General features: G+C 68.6%; 16 protein-coding genes and 1 other RNA gene. 13 read left to right on the top strand and 4 right to left on the bottom strand.

All coding sequences use genetic code 11. The annotated features are described in order from the left end of the window. Positions 1 to 120: 120 nt before the first annotated feature. Positions 121 to 1,338 carry an exonuclease subunit SbcD gene (gene sbcD / locus AAFF27_17235; GenBank protein ID XAH21759.1) on the top strand — a complete coding sequence of 406 codons (1,218 nt, stop codon included), beginning with the start codon at positions 121 to 123 and terminating at the stop codon, positions 1,336 to 1,338. Then, positions 1,335 to 4,727, top strand: coding sequence for an exonuclease subunit SbcC (gene sbcC / locus AAFF27_17230; protein XAH21758.1), 3,393 nt, complete (start codon positions 1,335 to 1,337; stop codon positions 4,725 to 4,727). The genes sbcD and sbcC overlap by 4 nt, the downstream gene beginning before the upstream one ends. On the opposite strand, the gene AAFF27_17225 is transcribed toward sbcC, so the two are convergent. Beyond that, positions 4,697 to 5,905 carry a citrate synthase family protein gene (locus AAFF27_17225; GenBank protein XAH21757.1) on the bottom strand — a complete coding sequence of 403 codons (1,209 nt, stop codon included), beginning with the start codon at positions 5,903 to 5,905 and terminating at the stop codon, positions 4,697 to 4,699. The two genes, sbcC and AAFF27_17225, sit on opposite strands and share 31 nt — an antisense overlap. Positions 5,906 to 6,002: 97 nt before the next feature. Here AAFF27_17225 and AAFF27_17220 point away from each other — a divergent pair, with 97 nt between their 5' ends. Further along, positions 6,003 to 7,364 (top strand): CoA transferase, encoded by a 1,362-nt coding sequence (locus AAFF27_17220; GenBank protein XAH21756.1) that lies wholly within the window; start codon positions 6,003 to 6,005, stop codon positions 7,362 to 7,364. A gap of 147 nt (positions 7,365 to 7,511) precedes the next feature. Here AAFF27_17220 and rho read toward each other — a convergent pair whose 3' ends face one another. After that, positions 7,512 to 8,774, bottom strand: coding sequence for a transcription termination factor Rho (gene rho, locus AAFF27_17215; GenBank protein XAH21755.1), 1,263 nt, complete (start codon positions 8,772 to 8,774; stop codon positions 7,512 to 7,514). A gap of 216 nt (positions 8,775 to 8,990) precedes the next feature. Beyond that, positions 8,991 to 9,323: a thioredoxin TrxA gene (gene trxA, locus AAFF27_17210; protein XAH21754.1), complete on the bottom strand. Its 333-nt coding sequence runs from the start codon at positions 9,321 to 9,323 to the stop codon at positions 8,991 to 8,993. Positions 9,324 to 9,409: 86 nt separating this feature from the next. Here trxA and AAFF27_17205 point away from each other — a divergent pair, with 86 nt between their 5' ends. The 4 genes from AAFF27_17205 to mqo all read left to right on the top strand — a co-directional run bounded on the left by AAFF27_17205 (position 9,410) and on the right by mqo (position 19,142). Beyond that, complete coding sequence (locus AAFF27_17205) at positions 9,410 to 12,046, top strand: PD-(D/E)XK nuclease family protein (protein XAH21753.1); 2,637 nt, start codon at positions 9,410 to 9,412, stop codon at positions 12,044 to 12,046. A gap of 592 nt (positions 12,047 to 12,638) precedes the next feature. Next, positions 12,639 to 16,031: a UvrD-helicase domain-containing protein gene (locus AAFF27_17200; protein XAH21752.1), complete on the top strand. Its 3,393-nt coding sequence runs from the start codon at positions 12,639 to 12,641 to the stop codon at positions 16,029 to 16,031. Between the two features lie 5 nt (positions 16,032 to 16,036). Continuing rightward, positions 16,037 to 17,368, top strand: a complete 1,332-nt coding sequence (locus tag AAFF27_17195; GenBank protein XAH21751.1) for a TIGR03862 family flavoprotein — start codon at positions 16,037 to 16,039, stop codon at positions 17,366 to 17,368. Positions 17,369 to 17,489: 121 nt separating this feature from the next. Further along, positions 17,490 to 19,142 (top strand): malate dehydrogenase (quinone), encoded by a 1,653-nt coding sequence (gene mqo, locus AAFF27_17190; protein XAH21750.1) that lies wholly within the window; start codon positions 17,490 to 17,492, stop codon positions 19,140 to 19,142. A 116-nt stretch (positions 19,143 to 19,258) separates the two neighbouring features. Here mqo and ffs read toward each other — a convergent pair. After that, positions 19,259 to 19,354: signal recognition particle sRNA small type (gene ffs, locus AAFF27_17185), an RNA gene on the bottom strand. An 87-nt stretch (positions 19,355 to 19,441) separates the two neighbouring features. Between ffs and dnaX the strand changes: the two genes are divergently transcribed. From dnaX to AAFF27_17155, 6 genes are all read left to right on the top strand, one after another. Continuing rightward, positions 19,442 to 21,415 carry a DNA polymerase III subunit gamma/tau gene (gene dnaX, locus AAFF27_17180; GenBank protein ID XAH21749.1) on the top strand — a complete coding sequence of 658 codons (1,974 nt, stop codon included), beginning with the start codon at positions 19,442 to 19,444 and terminating at the stop codon, positions 21,413 to 21,415. A gap of 34 nt (positions 21,416 to 21,449) precedes the next feature. Continuing rightward, a complete protein-coding gene (locus AAFF27_17175) occupies positions 21,450 to 21,782 on the top strand; it encodes a YbaB/EbfC family nucleoid-associated protein (GenBank protein XAH21748.1) in 333 nt (110 codons plus the stop codon). A gap of 201 nt (positions 21,783 to 21,983) precedes the next feature. Continuing rightward, complete coding sequence (locus AAFF27_17170) at positions 21,984 to 23,012, top strand: DUF1176 domain-containing protein (GenBank protein ID XAH21747.1); 1,029 nt, start codon at positions 21,984 to 21,986, stop codon at positions 23,010 to 23,012. Between the two features lie 4 nt (positions 23,013 to 23,016). Further along, a complete protein-coding gene (gene recR / locus AAFF27_17165) occupies positions 23,017 to 23,610 on the top strand; it encodes a recombination mediator RecR (protein ID XAH21746.1) in 594 nt (197 codons plus the stop codon). Positions 23,611 to 23,751: 141 nt separating this feature from the next. Further along, positions 23,752 to 24,138, top strand: coding sequence for an MAPEG family protein (locus AAFF27_17160; protein XAH21745.1), 387 nt, complete (start codon positions 23,752 to 23,754; stop codon positions 24,136 to 24,138). A 95-nt stretch (positions 24,139 to 24,233) separates the two neighbouring features. After that, complete coding sequence (locus AAFF27_17155) at positions 24,234 to 25,295, top strand: ABC transporter substrate-binding protein (GenBank protein XAH21744.1); 1,062 nt, start codon at positions 24,234 to 24,236, stop codon at positions 25,293 to 25,295. The last annotated feature ends 11 nt before the right edge of the window (positions 25,296 to 25,306 follow it).

Here is a 25,306-nt window from a genome sequence, read left to right as displayed (position 1 = left end):
AGGCGGCAGACCCTTCTGAGAGGGGCATGCGCCCCTGGAATCCACGATTGAGATCACGCGTAGGGGATGTCACATTGCAAATCGTGTTTTGCAGGACATCCCTAGAGAAAACCAAGCACCGTGCGCATTCTGCATACCTCCGACTGGCACCTGGGCCAGCATTTCATGGGCAAGACCCGCCAAGCCGAGCACCAGGCCTTCATCGCCTGGCTGGCCGGGCAGGTGCGGCTGCAGGCGGTCGATGCCGTGCTGGTGGCCGGGGATATTTTCGACACCGGCGCCCCGCCCAGCTACGCGCGCGAACTGTATAACCACTGCATCGTCGCCCTGCGCGACAGCGGCGCCGAGCTGATCGTGCTGGGCGGCAACCATGATTCCGTGGCCATGCTGGGCGAGAGCCGCACTCTGCTGGCCCAACTCAACACCCGCGTGCTGCCGGGCATGGCGGCGCGACTGGAAGACCAGGTTCTGGTGCTCAAAACCCGCGCCGGCGCGCCCGGCGCCGTGCTGTGCGCCGTGCCCTTTCTGCGCTCGCGCGACCTGCTGCTGAGCCAGGCCGGCCAAAGTGCCGCCGACAAGCAACTGGCGCTGCAGGAAGCCATCTGCGCCCACTACCAGGCCCTGCACACGCTGGCCCAGGAGCGCAGCGCCGAGCTGGGCGGCCTGCCCATCGTTGCCACCGGCCACCTCACCACCGTTGGCGCCAGCGCCAGCGAGTCGGTGCGCGAGATCTATGTCGGCGCGCTCGAGGCCTTCCCCACCAGCGCCTTTCCGCCGGCCGACTACATCGCGCTGGGCCACATTCACCGGCCGCAGAAGGTCGGCGGCCTGGAGCACATCCGCTATTGCGGCTCGCCCATCGCCCTGGGCTTTGACGAAGCCCGGCAGGCCAAGGAAGTGCTGCTGGTGGACCTGGACCACACCGGCCTGCAGGCCGTGACGGCGCTGCCCGTGCCCTGCTTCCAGCCCCTGGCCACCGTGCGCGGCCGCCTGGCCGAGCTGCCCGCCGCATTGGCCGAGGCGGCGCGTGCCGGCACGGCGGATTGCCCGGTCTGGCTGGATGTGGAGGTTGCCACCGACGACTACCTGGCCGACCTGCAACCCCGCATCGCCGCGCTCGTCGAGGGCCTGCCGCTGGACCTGTTGCGTGTGCGCCGCGCGCGCGGCAATGCCGTGCCCAGCCTGCAGGCCCCGGCCGGCGAGACGCTGGACGAGCTCAGCCCCGCTGACGTGTTCGAGCGGCGGCTGGCGGCCGAAACCCTGGACGAAGACCTGCAAACCCGGCTGCGCGCCCTGCACCGCGAAGTCGTGGCGCAACTGCAGGAGGGCGAGGCATGAGAATCCTCAGCCTGCGCCTGAAGAACCTCAATTCGCTCAAGGGCGAATGGAAGATCGACTTCACCGCCGCACCTTTTGCTGGCAACGGCCTGTTCGCCATCACCGGCCCCACTGGCGCCGGCAAGACCACGCTGCTGGATGCGCTGTGCCTGGCGCTCTACCACCAGACGCCGCGCATGAGCACGGTATCGGCCAGCGCCAACGAGCTCATGAGCCGGCACACGGCAGACTGCCTGGCCGAGGTCGAATTCGAGGTCAAGGGCGCGCGCTACCGCGCCTTCTGGAGCCAGCGCCGCTCGCGCGACAAGGTCGACGGTGCGCTGCAGGCGCCCAAGGTAGAGCTGGCCGCGGGCGACGGCCGCATCCTCACAGACAAGATCCACGACAAGCTGAAGCAGACCGAGAGCCTGACCGGCCTCAACTTCGAGCGCTTCACCAAGTCCATGCTGCTGGCCCAGGGCGGCTTTGCGGCCTTCCTGGAGGCCAGCGCCGGCAAGCGCGCCGAGCTGCTGGAGGAGCTGACCGGCACCGACATCTACGGCCAGATCTCCCAGCGCGTGTTCGAGCGCACGCGCGACGCCCGCACCGCGCTGGAGCAACTGCGCGCCCGTGCCCAGGGCGTGGAATTGCTCAACGACGAGCAGCGCACAACCCTGGCCGCAGAAGCCACAAGCCTGAGCGCGCAGCAGTCCGATCTGCAGCAACAACGCCAGGCCGCAGAACAGCAGCGCGCATGGCTGGCCAATGTCGCGCGGGCGCAGGCCCAGCAGACAAGCGCGGCCGAGTCAGAAGCCCAGGCGCAGCAGGCGCTGGATGCCGCCGCACCAGAGCTGCAGCGCCTGGCCGCCAGCCAGCCCGCGCTGCGTCTGCAGCCGGTCCACGCGGCTTGGCAGGCCGCGCAGCAGGCGCAGCAGCAAACCGGGCAGCGCCTGGCGCAAGCCCAGGCGGAGCGGCAGCAGGCCGACGCCGCCGCCAGCCGTGCCTTGCGGCAGGCCCAAGCCGGTAGCCGGCAGCTTGCGCTGCAAGCCCAGGCCGCCTGGCAGCAGGTGGTGCAGGCACGGCAGCGCATCGACCAAGCCCTGGCCGAGCAGCCGCAGCATGCCCAACTGGGCGAGCGCCTGAGCGGCTGGCGCGGCCAGTTCGCCGCGCATGCCCAGCGCTTGGCTGACATCACGGATGCCCAAGCCCGGCAAGGGCAACTTGCGCTTGAGCAGCAAGCGCAGCAGGCCCAGGTGCAGGCCCGTGAACAGGCGCTGCAGGCAGCGCGGCAGGCGCTAACCCAGGCCGGCACGGCAGAGGCCGACACCCAAGGCCGCCTGCAGATCTTGCTGGCAGGCCAGCCCGAGCAGCACTGGCGCGACGAGCAATTGCGCCTGCTGGCGCGCGGCCATGCCCTGGTGCAGCTGCGCCAATGCCTGCAGCAGCGCCAGCAAGGGCAAGAGCGTCAACTTCGATTGGAGGCAGAGCAGGCCGGCAAACAAGGCCTGCTGACCACGCGCAGCGGTGAAGTCGCGGCCCTGCGCCAGCGCTTTGTCGAGCTGCGCCAGCAGGTGCTGGACAAGGAAAAGCTGCTGGCGCAAGAGCAGCGCATACAGGCGCTCGAAGCCCATCGCGCGCAGTTGCAGCCGGGCGAAGCCTGCCCGCTGTGCGGCGCTACTGAACATCCCGCCATCCAGGCCTACCAGGCGCTGGACGTTTCCGCCACGCAGCAGGCGCTGGACGCCGCCCGCGCGCAGCTCGACGCCCTGACGCAGCAGGGCCAGCAATTGCGCAGCGAGGCGGCGGCGCTGGAGGCGCAGATCGCGCAACTGACTGCGCAACTGGCAGAAGGCCGCGCGCAGCAGGCGCAATTGCAGGTCGCATGGCAGCAGCATTGCGAGGCACTAGGTCTGCCCGACGCAGATCTACCCGCACTGGCCGCCGCAGACGCGAACCACGCAGCGGCCTTGCACACAGTGCAGCAGCAGCTCGCGGCCCTGGAGCAGGCCAAGTCGGCCTGGGACGCCGCCCGCCGCGCACTGCAACACGCGCAACAGGCAGAAGCCGAGGCCCAGCAGCAGTTGGCGCTGGCACTGAAAGACCAGCAGGCCACCACGCAGCAGACTGCGCTGCTGGCGGGGCAGTTGCAGAAGCTGCAGGCACTTCACACCCAGGCCGAGGCCGATCTTGTGGCCGAGTTGGGCCACGCTCTGCCGGCAGACGGGCCGGCGTGGCTGCAGGCGCGCGAGCAGGAGTTTCGCGCCTGGCAGGCGGCCCAGGCGCAGCGCCAGGGCTTGCTGGATCAAGAGGGCGGCCTGCAGTACGCCGCAGACACAGCGCAGGCGCTGGCACAACAGTGGGCGCAGCGCGGGGGCGATGCAGGGCCGCAGCAAGCGCTGGACGAGCCCGCCGTCACGTTGCTCCAGGCTGAAGATGCGCTGCAAGCCGCCCAGCGCCGCACTGCCGAATGGCAGGGCACGCTACAGGCGCTGGAGCTGCAGCAGGCGCAAGAGCACACCGCCACCACGGCAGCAGCACAGGCCTGGGCCCAAGCGCTGGCAGACAGCCCCTTTGCCGATGCAGCGGCCTTCCACGCCGCGCTGCTGAGCGAGGCCGAGCGCACCCGCCTGCAGGCGCTGCAACTGCGCCTGGACAAGGCGCTGACCGAGGCCCGTGCCTTGCACGCATCGGCACGCGAGGCCCTGGCGCAGTGGCAGCAGGCGCCGCAAACCGAGCACAGCGCCGAGCAGCTTGATGAGCAACTGCGGCAATTGCATGCCCAGCACACGGCGCTGGCGCAACGCCAGGGCGAGATAGCCGCGCAGTTGCGCGATGACCAGTCGCGTCGCGCCGGCCTGCAGGCGCTGTTCACGCAGATACAAGAGCACGAAGGCGTGTGCGAGCTGTGGCAGCACCTCAATGGCCTGGTTGGCTCGGCTGACGGCGCCAAGTACCGCAAGTTTGCCCAGGGCCTGACGCTGGACCACCTGGTGCATCTGGCGAATCGGCAACTGGCGCGGCTGCACGGCCGCTACCAATTGGCGCGCAAGTCCGTGGGCGAGCTGGAGCTGGAAGTGGTCGACACCTGGCAGGCCGACGCGGCGCGTGATACGCGCACCTTGTCTGGTGGCGAAAGCTTTCTGGTCAGCCTCGCTTTGGCGCTGGCTTTGTCTGACCTGGTGAGCCACAAGACCAGCATTGATTCGCTGTTCCTGGACGAGGGCTTTGGCACGCTGGATGGCGAGACGCTGGAGGTCGCGCTCGATGCGCTCGACAGCCTCAACGCCAGCGGCAAGACCATAGGCATCATCAGCCACGTGGAGGCGCTGAAAGAGCGCATCCCGGTGCAGATCCGGGTGCAGAAGGGCGTGGGCCTGGGCTATAGCGGGCTGACGGTGTCCGCTGGTTGAGCCGGTCGCGGGCCGGTATAGGCTGCACGCGGGCGGATCAGGTTGTCGTTGCCGCGCTGCTCCAGCGCATGCGCCAGCCAGCCAACGCAGCGGCCCAGCGCGAACAGGCCAAAGGCTGCACCCGGCGGCAGCGCCAGGTGCCGGCGCACGGCCACCAGCGCGAAGTCGAGCGATGGCTGTTGCCCGGTGAGTTCGTGGGCCTCTGCTATCAGCGCCCGCCATTCGGGATGCAGCGGCAGCAGCCGCTCCAGCAGCAGGGCGGCCCTGACGTCGCCCTGCGGGTATAGGTGGTGGCCAAAGCCGGGCAGGTCTTCGCCGCGCGCCAGCCGCTGGCGCAGCTTGGCGGCCGGTGCTGCGTCGCCAAGCTCGTCCCACAAGGCCTCGGCCCGCGCCGTGGTGCCGCCGTGCTTGCCGCCGGTCAGTGCGGCCAGCCCGCCAACCACGGCGGCGCGCAGGCTGGCGCCGGTGGAGGCCACGCAGCGCGCGGTAAAGCTCGATGCATTGAGTTCATGGTCCGCGCACAGCACCAGCGCCATGCGCACCAGCCCTGCGCCCTCTGCATCAAGCTGCCAGGCCTGGGCGCACTGCTGGTGAATGGGGGCGGTGCCAGGCGCAGTGCCCAACAGGCAGGCCGCGAGCAGGCGCACCAGTGCACCGCAGCCTTCAGCTAGGCGCGTGGGCGAGCTTTGCCACTGCGCTGTCGGGGCGTCTTCGCTGGCGATGGTGAACAGGGGCAGCAGGGTTTCTTCGGCGCGGCGCCCAGCCAGGTGCGCTTGCATGGCCGGCAGGGCCGCCGCCTTGGGCGCGGCCTGCGTACCGAAAGCGGCTTCCACCGGGCATTGCCAGAGCAGTGCGGCCAGGTCTTCCACCGTGGCTGAGCGTGCCAGCGCCATGGCGCTTTCGCCCCGGTAGTAAAGCTGGCCGTCCTCAATCAGCGTGATGGACGACTCCAGCACCGGCAGCCCCCAGCTCAGCGTGGCCTTGGCCACTTCCTTGGGTTTGCGGCCGCGCGTGCGCTGCTGGGCCAGTTGCTCCACGTCCTTCTGCAGGTAGCGGCTTTCGCGCGTGCTGTCACCCGGGTGGGCATGCAACAGGCCGCGGCTGACATAGGCATAGAGCGTCTGGCGTGAGACGCCCAGGTGCGTGGCGGCTTCCTGCGCGCCGAAGTAGCGGGGCATGGTGCAGTCCGGGAATTTATATGTTGACAATATAAATCAATATTGACAATTAATGCCGGCTGCCTATTCTGGAGAGCCACTCATCCACGACCTCGTCATGTCTGCTTCCCACTACCTGCAAGAAATCTGGCGCACCGTCAACGGTGCCCCGGAGCATCTGGCCCAGTTGTCCTTCACGGGGGAGGGCGAGCTGCCCTCGGTATTCCCGGTCACGGACCTGGCTGCCGCCACGGTCGGCGCGGCGGGCCTGGCGGTAGCGGAGCTGGTGGCGCTGGCCGGCGGCGCGCTGCCGCAGGTGCAAGTCGACCGGCGCCTGGCCTCGTTCTGGTTTGGCACATCGTTGCGGCCGCAGGGTTGGGAGATGCCGCCGGTATGGGATGCCGTGGCTGGCGACTACCCCACGGCCGATGGCTGGATACGCCTGCACACCAATGCGCCGCACCACCGTGCCGCAGCGCTCGCTGTGCTGGGCACGCCGGTTGATAAAGAAGCGGTAGCCCAGGCCGTGGCCCGCTGGGAGGCCAGCGCGCTGGAGGCCGCGATCGTCGAGCAAGGCGGCTGCGCTGCGGCTATGCGCAGCCTGGAGGCCTGGGCCGAGCACCCGCAGGGCAGGGCAGTCAATGCAGAGCCCCTGCTGCACGTGGCCCAGGCCACCGCTGCAGCCAGGCCCGCCTGGCGTATCGCACCGGAGCGCCCGCTGCAAGGCATCCGCGTGCTGGACCTGACCCGCATCCTGGCCGGCCCGACGGCCACGCGCTTCCTGGCCGGCTTTGGTGCCGACGTGCTGCGCATCGATCCGCCCGGCTGGGAAGAGCCCGGCACCGTGCCCGAGGTGGTGCTGGGCAAGCGCTGCGCCCGGCTGGACCTGAAGACTCCCGCCGGCCTGGCCGCGCTGGAGGGCCTGCTGCAACAGGCCGATGTGCTGGTGCACGGCTACCGGCCAGAGGCCTTGGCGCGCTTGGGGCTGGATGCGCAGCGCCGGCGCGCGCTCAACCCGGGGTTGGTCGATGTATCGCTCGACGCCTATGGCTGGTCCGGCCCCTGGCAGGGGCGCCGGGGCTTTGACAGCCTGATCCAGATGAGCACCGGCATCGCAGACGCCGGCATGCGCCGCCTGGGCCGGGACCGCCCCACGCCCTTGCCGCTGCAGGCCATAGACCACGCCACCGGCTACCTGCTGGCCGCAGTAGCCGTGCGTGGACTGGTGCAGCGCGTGAGCACTGGCGAAGGCTGCGAGGTGCGCGCCTCGCTCGCCCGCACCGCCCATCTGCTGGCGCAGTTCCCGGGCGAACAAGGCGCGCCGCTGGCCCCAGAAACCCCCGCAGACCTGTCGCCCGGCATAGAGGCCAGCGGCTGGGGCCCGGCCCGGCGCGTGCGCGCGCCACTGGCCGTGCAAGGCGCGCCCATGCACTGGCCACTCCCCGCGCCGCTGCTGGGTTCATCCACGCCCAACTGGTAACCCACAGCCACCAACAAAAACGCCCCGCAAAAGCAGGGCGTTGATGTATCCGAATAGCCAAGAACACCGCGGAACTGGCTTTGCCAGGCCGCAGGTGTTGCCCCCTGCAAGGGGGTTGGCGAAGACGCGAAGCGCGTAGCCTGGGGGTTAGCCACCTCTCCTCATCATGTCGAAAAATTCGACATTGCTCTTGGTCGCCTTCATGTTCTTGATCATGAGCTCCATGGACTCGATCTCGTCCATGTTGTACATGAACTGGCGCAGGATGCGGGTCTTCTGCAGGATCTCGGGTGCCAGCAGCAACTCTTCGCGGCGCGTGCCGCTCTTGTTGAGCTCGATGGCCGGGAACACGCGCTTCTCGTAGAGGCGGCGGTTCAGGTGGATTTCGCAGTTGCCGGTGCCCTTGAATTCTTCAAAGATCACTTCGTCCATGCGGCTGCCGGTATCGACCAGGGCCGTGGCGATGATGGTCAGCGAGCCGCCTTCTTCCACCTTGCGCGCCGCGCCGAAGAAGCGCTTGGGGCGTTGCAGGGCGTTGGAATCGACGCCGCCCGACAGCACCTTGCCGGAGGAGGGCACAACGTTGTTGTAGGCGCGGGCCAGACGCGTGATCGAGTCCAGCAGGATCACCACGTCCTTCTTCAGCTCGACCAGGCGCTTGGCGCGCTCGATCACCATCTCGGCCACGTGCACGTGGCGCGCGGCGGGTTCGTCGAAGGTCGAGGCAATGATCTCGCCCTTGACCGTGCGCTGCATTTCGGTGACTTCTTCAGGGCGCTCGTCCACCAGCAGCACCATCAGGTGCACGTCCGGATTGTTGGCCGTGATGGCGTGGGCGATGTGCTGCATCATCACCGTCTTGCCGCTCTTGGGCGGTGCGACGATCAGCGCGCGCTGGCCGCGGCCGATGGGGGCAATGATGTCGACGATGCGGCCGGTGATGTTTTCTTCGCCCTTGATGTCGCGCTCGAGCTTCATCTGCTCCTTGGGGAACAGCGGCGTCAGGTTTTCGAACATCACCTTGTGGCGATTCTGTTCGGCCGGGCCGCCGTTGACCGCGTCGAGCTTGGTCAGTGCAAAGTAGCGCTCGCCATCCTTGGGCGTGCGCACTTCGCCTTCGATCATGTCGCCGGTGTGCAGGTTGAAGCGGCGCACCTGGCTGGGCGAGATGTAGATGTCGTCCGTGCTGGCGGTGAAGCTGGTGTCCGGGCTGCGCAGAAAGCCAAAGCCATCGGGCAGGATTTCAAGAACGCCATCGGCGAAGACTTGCTCGCCGGCTTTTGCGCGTTTCTTGATGATCGCGAACATCAACTCCTGCTTGCGCATGCGGCCGGTGTTTTCGATCTCCAGCTCTTCAGCCTGCTTGAGGACTTCCGACACATGCAGTGCCTTGAGTTCGTTAAGGTGCATTGGGATTACTCCGTAGCGGAGTTCAGGGCAAATCGGGGGGTGTGTCGGCAGGAGCGAGTCTGTCTCGCGAGCCGGGGAGTCGAACCGGGCTGCATGGGTGTGCAGCCGGGCGAATGCGTTGGATTATGACAGTATTTGGGGGCTTGTCTCAGGAACGCTTTGCGCGTTCCGCCCGGCCCGGCGCCTCTGCGGCGCCTTGGGGGCCATGCGGCGCGGTCAGGCGAGCTGTTGGTCCAGGAACGCGGTGAGCTGGGCCTTGCTCAGTGCACCGACCTTGGTGGCTGCCAACTGGCCGCTTTTGAACAGCATCAGCGTGGGGATGCCACGGATGCCGAACTTGGCCGGGATGTCGCGGTTTTCGTCCACGTTCATCTTGGCGATCTGCAGCTTGTCTTTGTAGCTTGCGGACACTTCGTCGAGGATGGGTGCAATCATCTTGCAGGGGCCGCACCACTCGGCCCAGTAGTCCACCAGCACCGGCTTGTCGGCCTGCAGCACGTCGGCTTCAAAGGACGCATCCGAGATATGTTTGATGAGGTCGCTGGCCATGGAGTCTTCCTTGTATTGGATGGGGAGCCGCTAAAGTGGCGGCAATTGTGACAGATACCAAGTGTAGGGACGGGCATGGAGCGCCTATGGCTGACATAGAAAAAACCCATGCAGACGAGGCAGGCAAAGGTCCTGCCACATGCCCCGCGGATGCCTTGTGGCTGGCACCCGGCAGCGGCGTTGTGGCGCGCATCGCCGAGGCGCTGGCGGCACATGCCGTGCATCCGGCGCACGCCGTGGTGCTGCTGCCCTATGCCCAATTGATGCCGGTAGCCCGCCATTACTGGGCCCTGGCGCGGCCCGAGGGCTTTGCTCCGCGATTTGAGACCACCACCAATTGGGCGCGTGCCCTGGATGGTGGCGAGGCGCCCGAGCCCGGCGGCATCACCGGCGATGCCGCGCGCGACGTGCTGCAGGCGCGCGCGCTGCTGGAGCAGGTGCCCACTCTGCGTCCCTACGGAGACACCCTGGCCGAGGCCTTGATGGAAGCCGGCGCCCAGTTGCTGCGCGCCATGGCCGCCGTGCCGCCCGAGGCGCGCGCCGCCTGGGGCGAGACGGCCGCCGCCGATGTGGGCCTGGGCACCGACGCCGCGGTGCTGCAACTGGAGGCCGCCACTGCGCATGTCGCACTGGCCTGGGCGCTGGCGTCTTCCTGCGCGACCGACGTGTTGTTTGGCCCGCAGGCGCGCGCCGGTGGTGTGCGTTGCCTGGTGGTGCTGGATGGCTTGCAGCCTGAGCCGCTGGTGGAGGCGCTGTGCACGCGCTGGCAGCAATCCGGCGATCCCGTGGTGCGCATCCCGCTGGCCTTGCTGCCACAACGCGCGGCTCCGCTGCGCCTGCATGCCGCCCCGGATGCTGAAGACGAGGCCGAGCGCGCCGCTGCCTGCGTACTGGCCCGGGTGCGCGAAGGCGCGGTGCCGGTGGCGCTGGTGGCGCAAGACCGCGCTTTGACCCGCCGCATCGGCGCCATGCTGCGCGCCCAGGGCTTGGCGCTGCGCGACGAGAGCGGCTGGAAGCTTTCCACCACCCGCGCCGCGGCCCAGGTGGCTGCAAGCTTGCGCGCCTGCGCGCGCCACGCCACGGCCGATGAGGTACTGGACTGGCTCAAGCAGGCGCCCAGCTTCCAGGGCGGCCGGCTGCGCGCGCTGGAATCCGCGCTGCGCCGCGAAGGCGTGCGCGACTGGATCGGTTGGCAGGCGCCGCCCGGCGATGCGCCAGCCGCAGCGCTGTTGCGCGCCATCGCCGACGACATCACCCCGCTGCGCGAGGCCATGCAGCGCGCGCGCCCGCTGGCGCAATGGTTGGCCGCGCTGCGCGCACTGCTGCAGGCCGGCGGCCAGTGGACCGGGCTGGAGGCCGACTTGGCCGGGCAAAAGCTCATCACCGTGCTGCGGCTGGACGAAGCCGCGCAGGCGGCCTTTGCGCAATCGCTGGAGGCATCGCCCTGGGCCGAGCGGCGCATTGGCCTGGCGGCCTTCACCAGTTGGGCGCGGCAGGCGCTGGAGGCCGCCAGCTTCCTGCCCGAGGCGCGCTGGCAGACGACCGAGGCCGAGGTCGTCGTGCTGCCCATGGCGCAATTGCTGGCGCGGCCCTTTGGCGCGGTGGTCATGCCCGGCTGCGACGAACTGCGCCTGCCGGCCGCGCCCGAGCCGCCTGGCAATTGGTCTGCCACGCAGCGCACGGCCTTGGGTCTGACTACCCGCGAGGCGCAGCAGGCCGCCACTGCCGCTGCCTGGCAAGAGGTACTGCGCGCGCCGCAGGTCGACATCCTCTGGCGCAGCGGCGACGAAGGCGGCGAGCCGCTGTTGCCCAGCCCGCTGGTGCAGGCGCTGCAGGCCGAGCCCGGCGCCACGCTGGCTGCCGACGACCCACGCGCGCTGCGCCATGTGCTGTGCACGCCCACCGCGCCGCCGTTGCCGCAGGGCGACGCACTGCCGGTGGCGCAGCTCTCGGCCAGCGCCTATGAAGACCTGCGCAAGTGCCCGTACCGCTTCTTCTCGCTGCGGCAGCTGGGCCTGAAAGAGGCCGATGAGCTGGATGCCGAGGTCGATAAACGCGACTTTGGTTTGTGGCTGCATGAGACGCTCAAACTCTTCCATGAGGCGCTGGCTGAAACGCCAACGGACGTCGCCGAAGAACGCACCTCCATGCTCGACGCCGCCGCAGAAGCCGCTACCCGCGCACGCCGCCTGGCGCCCGAAGAGTTCCTGCCCTTCGCCGCCACTTGGCCGCAGGCGCGCGACGGCTATCTGGCCTGGCTGGCCGAACACGAGGCCGGCGGCGCGCGCTTTGCCTGGGCCGAGGCTTGGCGCGAGCAGCCGCTGGGGCGGGTGATGCTGGTCGGTCAGATCGATCGCCTGGACCACACCGGCCACGGCGAGGCCACCACCTCACTGGTGTTGGACTACAAGACCGAAGGCCTGCAGACCACGCGCGAGCGCCTCAAGCGCCCTGGTGAAGACACGCAGCTTGCCTTTTACGCAGCTCTGCTGGAAGACGATGCGTTGCGCGCGGCCTACCTCAACGTGGGGGAGAAGGGGCCGACCACCTTTGTCGAACAAGACGACGTGGTGGCGGCGCGCGACCTGCTGGTCGAGGGCATTCTGGAGGACCTTTCGCGGATTGCGGAGGGGGCGGGGATGCCGGCGTTGGGGGAGGGGGTTGTTTGCGAATACTGCTCGGCTCGGGGCTTGTGTCGTAAGGATTTTTGGAGTGTCGCGTGAGGGGTTTTTTTGATTTGAGCTGTGCTTGTCTTGCTGACGGCGGGTGCCGGGTCTCGGCCCGGCGGCCGACCTACTTTCTCTTGGCGAACGCCCAAGAGAAAGTAGGCAAAGAGAAGGCGAGCCGGAGCCAGGGGCCCTTCGGACTTCCCTGCGCTGCCAACGGCGGGGGGCAGCTGAACAGCCGGCCCCCACCCCAACCCTCCCCTAGTGGGGGAGGGAGCAATACCGAATGGCCCAACTTCCTAACTCCCTCCCCCTCTGGGGGAGGGCAGGGGTGGGGGCGCAAGGTGCCGAGCGCAGCGATGGCCCGACTGGCAGTCCCGGGTCCCCTCTGTGGCGTCGAGGAGCGGAGGTGGGGGCAGGTTGCCCGCAGCGAAGCGGAGGGACGGCGAGGACTGTCTGAGCCGAAGGCGAGTTCCGCAGCCGCCTGCCCACACCGAGCACCGCAGAGCAGTCCGGCAAAGCCGGACCGCCACAGTGGGGTCGCCTTCTCTTTGGTGACTTCCTCTTGGCGAGACAAGAGAAAGTTACTGCGCCGCCGGGCGCATATCCCGGCACCCGCCGCCAGCAAGGCAGCACAAGGTGCCAAGCCGTGACAGACCCCACCAACCTGGCCTACGAACACAACGGCCACCGCGTCCCCCGCGACCGCTTCTACGCCATCGCCTGCGACCCGCGCCGCAGCGTGGCGGTCGAGGCCTGCGCTGGTGCGGGCAAGACCTGGATGCTGGTGTCGCGCATCGTGCGGGCCTTGCTGGATGGCTGCGCGCCGCATGAGATCCTGGCCATCACCTTCACCAAGAAGGCGGCGGGCGAGATGCGCGAGCGGCTGCAGGAATGGCTGGCCGATTTCGCCGCGATGCCGCCCGAACGGCTGCTGGCCGAGCTGCGAGCGCGTGGCGTGCCGGAATCCGATATTCATAAGGAAATTGGCCTTGAGCCCAGGTCCAGACTGGGCTATAAGCTATCAAAATTGCAGCAAGACGTGTTTGCTGCTGGCCGCCCGGTGCAGGTGCGCACCTTCCACAGCTGGTTTGCCGCGCTGCTGCGCACCGCGCCGCTGGCGGTGCTGGAGCAGTTGGGCCTGCCCACCAGCTACGACCTGCTGGAAGACGACAGCGATGCGGTCGCGCGCGTCTGGCGGCGCTTTTATGCGGCGGTGCTGGACGACGCCGCGCTGCATGCGGATTTCGACGCGCTGGTAGCGGTGCATGGGCGCTCGCAGACGCACAAGGCGCTGGAGTCCGCGCTGCAGCGGCGCGTGGAATTCACCCTGGCCGATGCTGCCGGATCGGTGGACGGCGCCATGGAACGCTGGGATGCGCTCTGGCCCGACATGGCCGGCGCGGGCGATTCCCCCGCTGACTGGCTGCTGGCCCAGCGCGATGCGCTCTATGCCGCCTCGCGCGCGCTCGGCCGCGCCAGTGCCAAGACCTTTGCCGCCAAGGGCGTGGAACTGGAGCAGGCCGTCACTGCAAGCGATGCCGCCGGCGTGCTGGCCGCGCTGCTGACCCAGGCCGGCGAGCCGCGCAAGTTTGGCGACAAGCTCGAAGGCATAGACGACATCCGCGCCGCGCAGGAACTGGTCCGGCGCTGTGCCGAGGCCCAGGCCCAGCACGCCGCCTGGCTGCACCACCAGCGCATGGCGCGGCTGGTGCGGGTGCTGGTGGCCGAGTACGCGGCGCTGAAGCGCGAGCGCGGCTGGGTCGACATGAATGACGTCGAACGCGCGGCCCAGGCCATGCTGTCTGATCCGGTGCTGGCCGGCTGGGTGCAGCAGCGGCTCGATGCCCGTGTGCGGCACCTGCTGGTCGATGAGTTCCAGGACACCAACCCGCTGCAATGGCAGGCGCTGCAGGCCTGGCTGTCGGGTTATGTCGGCGCCGGCGCGGGCGATGCGCCCAGCGTGTTTTTGGTGGGCGACCCCAAGCAAAGCATCTACCGCTTTCGCCGCGCCGAGCCGCAGGTGTTCCGTGCCGCGCAGCGCTTTGTGGTCGAAGGGCTGGGCGGCGACCGGCTGGCCTGCGACCACACGCGGCGCAACGCGCCGGCCGTGATTGATGCCGTCAACGCGGTCATGGGCGCGGCGCAAGAGGCGGGCGAGTACGAAGGCTTTCGCCCGCACACCACCGAATCTGATGCGGCCGGCATGGTGCTGCGCCTGCCGGCCGTGCTGCGTGAAGACAAGGCCGAGCAGCAGGCCGCCGCCCCGGCCTGGCGCGACAGCCTGACCGAGCCGCGCGTGCTGCCTGAAGACACGCTGCGCCACCGCGAATGCCGCCAGGCCGCCGCCTGGCTGGTGGCGCAGATGGCCGAGCGCGGCCTGCACCCGCGCGACGTGATGGTGCTGGCGCGCCGCCGCGTGGCGCTGTCGGCCATGCAGGACGCGCTGCGCCAGGTGCATGTGCCCGCGCAGCAACCCGAGAAGACCGACCTGCGCGATGCCCCCGAGGTACAGGACGTGGTCGCGCTGCTGGATGCGCTGGTCTCCAACGGCCACGACCTGTCTTTGGCGCGCGCGCTGAAGTCGCCCATCTTTGGCTTCAGCGACGACGACCTGGTGCAGATGGCGCTGGCCCGTCAACGCCTGCGCGCAGCCGGCGCCGCAGACCAGGCCTGGTGGGGCGTGCTGCGCGAGCCAGACGACGCACTGCCGGCCGAGCTGAAAGAAAAGTTCACCACCACCGGCCAGACCTTGCTGCGCTGGCGCAACTGGCTGGACCGCCTGCCGCCGCACGACGCCATCGACGCCATCTACCACGACGGTGATTTTTTGGCGCGCTTTGCCGCTGCCGCACCGGCCGCGTTGCGCAGCACCGTGCTGGCGCGGCTGCGCGCCGTGCCGGGCGCGGCGCTGCAGATAGATGCCGGCCGCTTCGTCACCGCCTACGGCTTTGTGCGCAAGCTCAAGGCCGGCGGCGTCAAGGCGCCGGTGCGGGCTGACGCCGACGCGGTGCGGCTGCTGACGGTGCACGGCGCCAAGGGCCTGGAGGCCGAACTGGTGCTGCTGCTGGATACCGATGCCGCCCCGGCGCGCGGCGAAACCATGGGCGTGCTGGTCGATTGGCCGGGCGAGGCGCCGGTGCCGCAGTCGCTGCTGTTCTTTGCCAGCGAAAGCCGGCCGCCGCCCGGCGCCGCCGCAGCAATAGCCGCCGAGCAGGCCGAGCGCCGGCGCGAAGAGCTGAATGGCCTCTATGTGGCCACCACCCGCGCGCGGCGCCGGCTGGTGCTGTCCAGCGTCGAGCCGCATCGCGTGAACCCCAGCAGTTGGTGGCGCCGTTTGGAAGGCCTGGCAACACCGGAAGATGCCTTTGACGGCCCTGCAATCACCGCCCCGCAGCAACTGGCAGAAACCGAGTTTTCTATGCCATTTCTGCCTGAAAACAAGGCTGGACTAGGGCTCATTGCTATAGAAATTGAAGAGGCACCGCAGCCCGAAGCCAGCAGCACCGAATCCGCCGTGGGCCAGGCCATGCACCGTTTGCTGGAATGGTCCAGCGCCGGCAGCACCGGCTTCACCGAAGCCCAGCGCAGCGCCGCCGCGCGCGAATGGGGCCTGGACGCCACGCAGGCCGCGCGGGCCGCCATGCTGGCGCTGCAGGTGCGCAATGGCGAAGGCCGCTGGGCCTGGGACGACGCGCTGCTGGATTGGCAGGGCAGCGAAGTCCCCATCACCCACGCCGGCCAGCCGCTGCGCATAGACCGCCTGGTGCGCCGCCGCGATACCGGCGAATGGTGGGTGCTGGACTACAAATCCGCCGCCGCGCCTGAACGCCAACCCGCCTTGCTGGCCCAGCTGCGTGCCTATCGCGCGGCGGTGCAAGCCGCCTTCCCGGGCGAGCCGGTGCGTGCCGCTTTCTTGTCAGGCCAGGGCGCACTGCTGCCGCTGGATGCGCCAGAGCCGGCCGCGCAAGAGCGGCCTGCGCCTATGCGCGACACTCCAGCCCCGCCTTTGTCTCCACAAGGCGATCTTTTTTCCGATTGAGCTGCATGCCTGATTCCCTTTCTTCTTTTGTCGCCGTCATCGGCGCCGGCCCGGCCGGCCTGATGGCCGCTGAGCAGCTGTCCGCCGCCGGCCTGGCCGTGCATGTCTACGACGCCATGCCCTCGGTGGGCCGCAAGTTCCTGCTGGCCGGCCGTGGTGGCCTCAACCTCACGCATTCCGAGCCGGCCGCGCTGTTTGCCGAGCGCTACGGCGCGCAACAGGCCGCCGTTGCGCCCTGGCTGGCGCGCTTTGGCTCTGACGCCGTACGCGCCTGGGCTGAAGGCCTGGGCATCAGCACCTTCATCGGCACCTCTGGCCGCGTGTTCCCGACCGACATGAAGGCGGCGCCCTTGCTGCGCGCCTGGCTGCACCGGCTGCGCAGCGCTGGCGTGCAGTTCCACATGCGCCACCGCTGGCGCGGCTGGCAGGGCGAGGGCACCCTGGTCTTCGACACGCCCACCGGCGAAGCCACGGCGCAGCCGGCCGCCACCGTGCTGGCGCTGGGCGGCGGCAGTTGGGCGCGGCTGGGTTCCGACGGCGCCTGGGTGCCGCTGCTGGAGTCGCGCGGCGTGCCGATCCTGCCTTTGCAGCCGGCCAATTGCGGCTTTGATGTGGCCGGCCGCAGCGCGGGCGAGGCAGCCGAGAGCCGGCGTGATTTCCTGAAGGAACTGGTCGGTCGCGGCCCGGCGCCCACCACCGGCTGGACGCCGCATTTCGCCGAGCGTTTTGCCGGCCAGCCTTTCAAGTCAGTGGCCATTGCCTTCACCGGCAGCGATGGGCGCAGCTTTGCGCGGCGCGGCGAGTTCGTCGCCACCGCCGGCGGTGTCGAGGGCAGCCTGGTCTACGCCGTCTCGGCCCTGCTGCGCGACGAGATCGCGGCGCATGGCTCGGCCACCTTCCAGCTCGACCTGTTGCCCGACCGCACGCCCGAGCGCGTGCTGGCCGATGTGCGCCACCCGCGCGGCGCGCGTTCGCTCTCCAGCCACTTGAAGAGCCGGCTTGGCCTGGACGGCATCAAGGCTGGCCTGCTGCACGAGCTGCTGGACAAAGACGCCATGGCCCAGCCCGAAGTGCTGGCCGCCGCCATCAAGGCGCTGCCCATCACCGTGACCGCCGCGCGCCCGCTGGACGAGGCCATCAGCACGGCCGGCGGCGTGCCCTTCGAGGCGATGGACGCCCGCCTGATGCTGGCCGCGCTGCCCGGCGTGTTCTGCGCCGGCGAAATGCTGGACTGGGAGGCGCCCACCGGCGGCTACCTGCTGACCGCCTGCATGGCCAGCGGGGTCGCCGCCGCAGAGGGTGTGGCGGCCTTCCTTGGCAAGCGTGCGCCGGATTGAATCCAGGCCAGCAGCGAGGTTGACAGCAGGGTAAACCCTGTGGCATCCAGCCAAGCTTCTACAATCCCGCCGCGCCCCCGGTGTTTGATCCGGGGCCAAAGAACATCCGGACGGGATAAATATGGTGTTGAAAACAGTACGCCTGGTATGGCTGGGCTTGATGGTGTCGGTGGCGGCGGTGTCCGCCCAGGCACAGACGAAGAAGGTGGATGTGCTGCTGGTAGGCGGCGGCATCATGAGTTCGACCCTGGGCGTGCTGCTGCATGAGCTGGAGCCGCAGTGGTCGATCACGATGGTCGAGCGCCTCGACAGCGTGGCCCAGGAAAGCTCCAACGGCTGGAACAACGCCGGCACCGGCCATTCCGGCCTGGCCGAGCTGAACTACACGCCCGAGACCAGCGACGGCAAGGTCAGCATCGGCAAGGCCATCGAGATCAACGAGGCCTTCCAGATCTCGCGCCAGTTCTGGGCCTCGCAGGTCCAGCGCGGCGTGCTGAAGAACCCGCGCTCCTTCATCAACTCCACGCCGCACATGAGCTTTGTGTGGGGTGACGAGAACGTGGCCTACCTCAAGAAGCGCTACGAGGCGCTGCAGGCCAGCCCCTTGTTCCGTGGCATGCAGTACTCGGAAGACCCGGCGCAGATCCGCCAATGGGTGCCGCTGATGATGGAAGGGCGCGATCCCAAGCAGAAGCTCGCCGCCACCTGGATGCCGGTCGGCACCGACGTGAACTTTGGCGAGATCACCCGCCAGCTCGTCAGCCACCTGCAGACCCAGCCGCAGTTCTCGCTGCAGCTCTCCAGCGAAGTGCGCGGCATCGACCGCAATGCCGACGGCACCTGGCGTGTCTCCTACGTCAACCTCAAGTCGGGCGGCCCCAAGCAAGAGGTGGACGCCAAGTTCGTCTTCATCGGTGCCGGCGGCGGCGCGCTCAAGCTGCTGCAGGCCTCGGGCATCCCGGAGGCCAAGGACTACGCGGCCTTCCCGGTTGGCGGCTCCTTCCTCGTTACCGACAAGCCCGAGATCACCAGCCGCCACCTGGCCAAGGCCTATGGCAAGGCATCCGTCGGCTCGCCGCCGATGTCGGTGCCGCACCTGGACACCCGCGTGCTTGACGGCAAGACGGTGCTGTTGTTTGGCCCCTTCGCTACCTTCTCGACCAAGTTCCTGAAGGAAGGCTCCTTGCTGGATCTGTTCTCGACCGTGCGCCCGCACAACATCGGCCCGATGCTGCGCGTGGGCGTGGACGAGTACCCGCTGGTCGAATACCTCGCTGGCCAACTGATGCTGTCCGACGATGACCGCTACAAGGCGCTGAAGGAATACTTCCCGCAGGCCAAGAAAGAAGACTGGCGCCTGTGGCAGGCCGGCCAGCGCGTGCAGATCATCAAGCGCGATGCCGACAAGGGCGGCGTGCTCAAGCTCGGCACCGAAATCGTCAGCTCGCAAGACCGCAGCATCGCCGGCCTGCTGGGCGCATCGCCTGGCGCATCGACGGCCGCGCCGATCATGTTCGACCTGCTCCAGACCGTGTTCAAGGACAAGGTCGCCACACCGGCCTGGCAGGCCCGTCTGCGTGAGATCGTGCCGAGCTACGGCACCAAGCTCAACGACGATCCGGCCAAGGTGTACGAAGAGTGGCGCGCCACCAGCGAGGTGCTGCAACTGGCCCCGCCGCCGCGCATCGACCTGGGCCCGACCCCGGCCGCCGCTGCCGGCGCCGCCGACACCAAGCCGCGCCCGGCCAAGGCCAGCGAAGGCGTGACGCTGTAAGCGTTCCCGGCAAGCAAAAGCCCGGCTCCCGCAAGGGAGGCCGGGCTTTTTTGCGCGCGGCCACGGCAAAGCCACGATCGAGCGCAAAGCCGATGCGGAAGTAAAAAAGGGGGGAGGTTGACGAGCCTGATCCTGGCACTGGCTAGGCAGTTAGGGCTGCTTGGTTCCCCACCTGACCCGGTTGGCCGCTTCCCCATGCAGGGAGGCCCGTCAGCCGCAATTATACCGCGTGCCGCGGCGCGCCTCGGGCACTGTCCACGCACCGGAATCGGCCCGCGCGCCCCGTAGAATCCTGGCGCATGTCCTACCTCGTGCTTGCCCGTAAATACCGTCCCAGAAACTTCACGGAGATGGTCGGCCAGGAGCACGTCGTGCAGGCGCTCTCCAATGCCCTGCAGACGCAGCGGCTGCACCACGCCTATCTTTTCACCGGCACCCGGGGCGTCGGCAAGACCACCGTATCGCGCATCCTGGCCAAGTCGCTCAACTGCATCGGGCCGGATGGCCAGGGCGGCATTACCGACCAGCCCTGCGGCGTGTGCCAGGCCTGCCGGGACATCGACGCCGGCCGCTTTGTTGACTACACCGAGCTGGACGCCGCCTCCAACCGTGGCGTGGACGAAGTCCAGTCGCTGCTGGAGCAGGCGGTCTACAAGCCGGTCGCGGGCCGCTTCAAGGTCTTCATGATCGACGAAGTGCACATGCTCACCAACACCGCCTTCAACGCCATGCTGAAGACGCTGGAGGAGCCGCCCGAGTACCTGAAGTTCGTGCTGGCCACGACCGATCCGCAGAAGGTGCCGGTCACTGTGCTGTCGCGCTGCCTGCAGTTCAACCTGCGGCCGATGGCGCCCGAGACGGTGCAGCAGCATCTGGTATCCGTGCTGCAGACCGAGAACGTGCCGGCCGATCCGCAGGCGCTGCGCCTGTTGTCGCGCGCGGCGCGTGGCTCCATGCGCGATGCGCTGTCGCTGACCGACCAGGCGATCGCCTTCGGCAATGGCCGGCTGGAAGAAGAGTCGGTGCGCCGCATGCTCGGCAGCGTGGACCGCTCGCACGTGTTCAACCTGATCGGCGCCCTGGCCGAAGGCGACGGCCGTGCGGTGGTGGATACCGCCGAGACGCTGCGCACGCATGGCTTGTCGGCCGCCTCCACGCTGGAAGAAATGAGCGTGGTGCTGCAACGCATGGCGGTGCTGCAAGCCGTGCCCCAGATGGCTGCGGCAGTCGATGCGACCGATACCGAGGCGGTCGCGATAGCCGCCCTGGCAGAGGCCATGCCGGCTGACGAAACCCAGTTGCTCTACAGCCTGTGCCTGCACGGCCGCACCGAGCTGGGCCTGGCGCCCGACGAATACGCCGGCCTGACCATGGTGCTGCTGCGCCTGTTGGCCTTCAAGCCCGGGGCGGCAGCCGCCGCGGCGGAAAAAAAAACACTGAAAACGGCTGAGCGGCCAGTGCAGGCACCGGTCGCGGCGCCTGCACCGATTGCTAAGCCTGCGCCGGTACCCGCTCCAGCACCCGTCGCCGTTGCCGTCGCTCCGGCCCCGGTTCCTCCAGCGCCCCCAGCTCCCGTGGCCCGCGTAGAGCCACCCGCCGCAGCCGCGCCAGCCCCTGTGGTGGCAGAGCCCGCGCCCAGTGACTCTTACGGCGATGCGCCCATGCCGCCGCCGCTCGACTCCGACGGCCCGCCCTGGGAGCAGGAGGACGAGCGGGAATATGAACAAAATATGCCTCTAGCCCAGGCTGCGCCTGGGCATATAGCTACTGAAGTTGTAGCAATCCCGGTGCGCATACAGCCCGAGCCCGGCCCGCGCACCCAGGCGCGCGAGCCCTTCGTGCCCGGCCGGCCGGTGGCGGCCAGCTTCACGCCCACGGAAGAGGGCGAGGTCTGGTACGCCGTGGTGCGCGAGCTGATCGCGGCCGAGGCCATTAGCGCGCTGGTGCGTGAGCTGGCCCTGCAGTCGCAACTGGTCGCGCGTGACGGCAAGCACTGGATGCTGCGCGTCGAGCGCGAATCGCTCAACCAACCCACCAGCCGCGAGCGCCTGCGCGCCGCGCTGGCCCAGGCCGGCCATGCCGATGCCCTGGGCGTGGAAGTGGGCGTGGTCATCGACAGCCCGGCGCGCCGCAATGCGGTGGCCGCCGCCGAACGCCAGCGCCGCGCCGAAGAGATCATCGAGAGCGATCCCTTCGTGCAGCAGATGGTGCGCGACTTTGGCGCGAAAATCGTCCCCGGAAGCATCAAGCCACTGCCCCTGCAGGGCGCTTGAGCTACATCTCTTCATCGCAATTACAAGGAATTCCATGTTCAACAAAGGCCAACTCTCCGGTTTGATGAAGCAGGCCCAGGCCATGCAAGACAACCTCAAGAAGGCGCAAGACGAACTCGCCACGATCGAGGTCGAAGGCGAGTCCGGCGCCGGCCTGGTCAAGGTGCTGATGACCTGCAAGCACGACGTCAAGCGCATCACCATCGACCCGAGCCTGCTGGCCGAAGACAAGGACATGCTCGAAGACCTGGTCGCCGCCGCCTTCAATGCCGCCGTGCGCAAGGCCGAGGACACCAGCCAGGAAAAGATGGGCAAGATCACCGCCGGCATGCCCGGGCTGCCCGGCGGGATGAAGTTCCCGTTCTAGATGAAACACCCCCAGGCTGCGCGCACTGCGTGTCGCTACGCCAACCCCCTTGCAGAGCCTGCCCTGAGCTTGTCGAAGGGGGGCAACGCCAGCGGACCGGCGGAGCCGGATCCGCGGCGTTCTTGGCTTGGGAGGGGCGTGCGCGGTTTTGGGGGCGTTTTGTTGGCGTTGGGGGCTGCTGCCGTTCAGGCGGCACCTGCTGTGCCGGCTTACCGCGAGTTCCGCGACTGGATCGTCGCTTGCGACAACCTGCGGCGCTGCGAGGCGCGGCTGGCACCGGCCTCTGGCGATGAGGTCGAGCTGCGGCTGGCGCTGGCGCGGTCGGCCGGGCCAGGGGGCGCGGTAGAGATTTACCTGGCTGGCGAGAAGCCGCTGCCTGCCGCTGCGGTGCGGCTGGACCAGCGCCTGCTCGACAGCGCCGACCAGCCGGCCGGCGCGGGCAGCATCTGGATGGCCGATGGCGAAGGCGGCTACCGCCTGATAGAGGACGCGGCGGCGCTGCGGCTGGCCCGCAGCCTTTTGCTGGCCCAGGCATTCAGCGTCGATACCGCGACCACACCACAGCCGCAGCAGCTCTCGCTCGATGGACTGGCCGCCGCCGCACTGTTCATGGATGACGTGCAGGGCCGCGTCGGCAACGTGTCGGCCCTGGTCAAGCCAGGCCGCGCACCGGCCACGCAGGTGCCGGCCGAAGGCGTGCTGCCGGTGCTGCGCGCGGCGCCCGAGCCCGCGCCGCTGGCCGATGCCGACAAGTTTGTGCGCACGGTGCGCGAGCGCCAGTCCGCACTGCTGGCAAAGCGCTGCGATGCGCCCGGCGCCGAGCCCGCCATCGACGAGGCGCAGCCGCTGACGGCCGACGATGCGCTGGTGCTGCTGCAGTGCTGGCGCGGGCCCTACCAATCCAGTGCTCTGGTGCTGCGCGTGCCGCGCAATGCGCCGGAGCGTGCGCGCCCGCTGCTGTTGCCGGCGGTGCCGGGCGGCCTGCCCGGCCAGCCAGACGACAAAGACGCTGGCGTGCTGACCGAGCCCGTCTACGACCCGGCCACCGCCACGCTCAGCAGCTTTGCCAAGGGGCGCGGCATTGGCGACTGTGGTGTGGCGCTGGGCTGGGTGTTTGATGGCAAGGCCTTCCAGGCCGCCTCGCGTGATGAGCAGCGGCGCTGCGCGGGCTCGCCCGGCGACTGGCCCACGCTCTACCGCAGCCAGATACAGGCAGCGCCTGCGCGCTGAAGCTATGGCGGTCACTTCTGATTCCCTTGACGTGCTGGTACAGGCGCTGCGGCGCCTGCCCGGCGTCGGCGCCAAATCGGCCCAGCGCATGGCCTTTCATTTGCTGCAAAACGACCGGCCGGGCGCCGAGCAGCTGTCGCAGGCGCTGCACCAGGCCGTGGCCCATGTGCGGCACTGCGCGCTGTGCCATACCTTCACCGAGACCGAAATCTGCGAGGTCTGCAGCGACCCCGAGCGCGACTTCAGCAAGCTCTGCGTGGTCGAGACCCCGGCTGACCAGGCCGCGATGGAACGCACCGGCGCGTTCCAGGGCCGCTACTTCGTGCTGATGGGCCGGCTCTCGCCGCTCGACGGCATAGGCCCGAAAGAGATCGGCCTGCAAAAGCTGTTTGACCGCGCCACCGACGGCACGGTGCAAGAGGTGATCCTGGCCACCAACTTCACCGCCGAAGGCGAGGCCACGGCCCACGTCATCACCGAAGGCCTGCGCGCGCGCGGGCTGCGCGTGACGCGCCTGTCGCGCGGCGTGCCGGTGGGCAGCGAACTGGAGTTTGTGGACCTGGGCACCATCGCCCATGCGCTGGCCGATAGGCGATGAACACCCCCAGGCTGCGCGCTTCGCGTCTTCGCCAGCCCGCTCAAGGGGGCACATCCTGCGGCCCGGCAAAGCCGGTTCTGCGGATGTCTGTGCTTGGCCTGCTCCGCGGCCTTCTGAGTTGCAGCACCAAGGAAAGCTGAAATGCCCCATTTCACCGTTGCCTACTGGTGCGTGCTGGCTGCCGCGCTGCTGCCGGTTTTTTGTTCTGCCGCGGCCAAGCGCGGGCGCAAGGACTTCGACAACCACGCGCCGCGCGAGTGGCTGTCGCGGCTGGATGGTTGGCGCGCCCGGGCCGCTGCGGCGCAAGGCAACGGCTTCGAGAACCTGCCTTTCTTCATTGGCGCGGTGGTGATCGCCCACCAGTTGGGCGCGCCGCAGGGCCGCGTTGATCTGCTGGCCGTGGCGTGGGTGCTGACGCGCATCGTCTACAGCCTGCTCTACATCGCCAACCGCCCCTCGCTGCGCAGCGCGGCGTACACGGTGGGCCTGCTGCTCAACGTGGCGATTCTGTTTGCGGGCTATCGCTGAGCGGCGGAAGTTCCCTCTTACCCGGTACGTGCTTACCCGCTGGGGGATGGTCCCGATGCGGCAGCAAAAGCTGCGCCGCTAAGCTGGCGGTGCTGATGAAACCCCCTCGCTTTCCCCTCTTGAGTCGCCGCGGCTTTGGCATGGCCGCATCGCTGGCCGCCGCCACACTGGCCGTGCCGAGCCTGTTGCATGCACAGCGGCCAACGCTGGAGAAGTCGCGCGTGGTGATCGCCGTGGGGGGCAAGGGCAGCTTCTACTACCTGCCGTTGACGGTTGCTGATCAACTGGGCTTTTTCAAGGCAGAGGGCTTGCAGGTGGATATCGGCGATTTCGCCGGCGGCTCGCGCTCATTGCAGGCCGTGGTCGATGGCGTGGCCGACGTCTGCTGCGGCGCGTTCGAGCACACCGTCAGCCTGCAGAGCAAGCAGCAGTTCTTCCGCTGCTTTGTGCTGATGGGGCGCGCGCCGCAGATCGTGGTGGGCGTATCGCACAAGACCATGGCGCAGTACAAGACCCTGGCCGATCTGAAGGGCAAGAGGATCGGCGTGACCTCGCCCGGTTCGTCCACCAACATGGCGATCAACCTGCTGCTGACGCAGGCGGGCTTGAAGCCGTCTGATGTGACTTTTGTCGGCGTTGGCGCTGCGGGGGAGGCGCTGGAGGCACTGCGCTCGGGCCAGATCGATGCCATCAGCAATGTCGATCCGGTCATCACCATGCTGGAGCAAAGGGGCGACATCCGCGTGATCAGCGACACGCGCACGCTCAGGGGCGCGCAAGAGGTGTTTGGCGGCCCGATGCTCGGCGCCTGCCTGTATGCGCCCACAGAGTTCCTGGGCCGCTGCCCCAACACCGCACAGGCGCTGACCAGCGCCATCGTGCATGCCCTGAAGTGGATACAGACCGCCGGGCCCAGCGACATCCTCAAGGCGGTACCTGAGAGCTACTGGCTGGGCGACCGTGCGCTCTACCTTGCTGCCTTTGGCAAGATGCGCGAGGCCATCTCGCCCGACGGCCTGGTGCCCGAGCAGGGGCCGGCCACTGCGGTGCGTGCGCTGGCGAGCTTCGACCCGGCGGTGCAACGCAGCAAGATCGACCTCGCCAGGCTCTTCACCAACGACTTTGCGCGGCGGGCCAAGATGCGCTTCCAGGCCTGAGCCGCACCTGC

Source organism: Xylophilus sp. GW821-FHT01B05 (genome assembly GCA_038961845.1).
Classification (GTDB): Bacteria; Pseudomonadota; Gammaproteobacteria; order Burkholderiales; family Burkholderiaceae_C; genus Xylophilus.
This window is presented reverse-complemented; position numbering and strand designations above follow the sequence as displayed.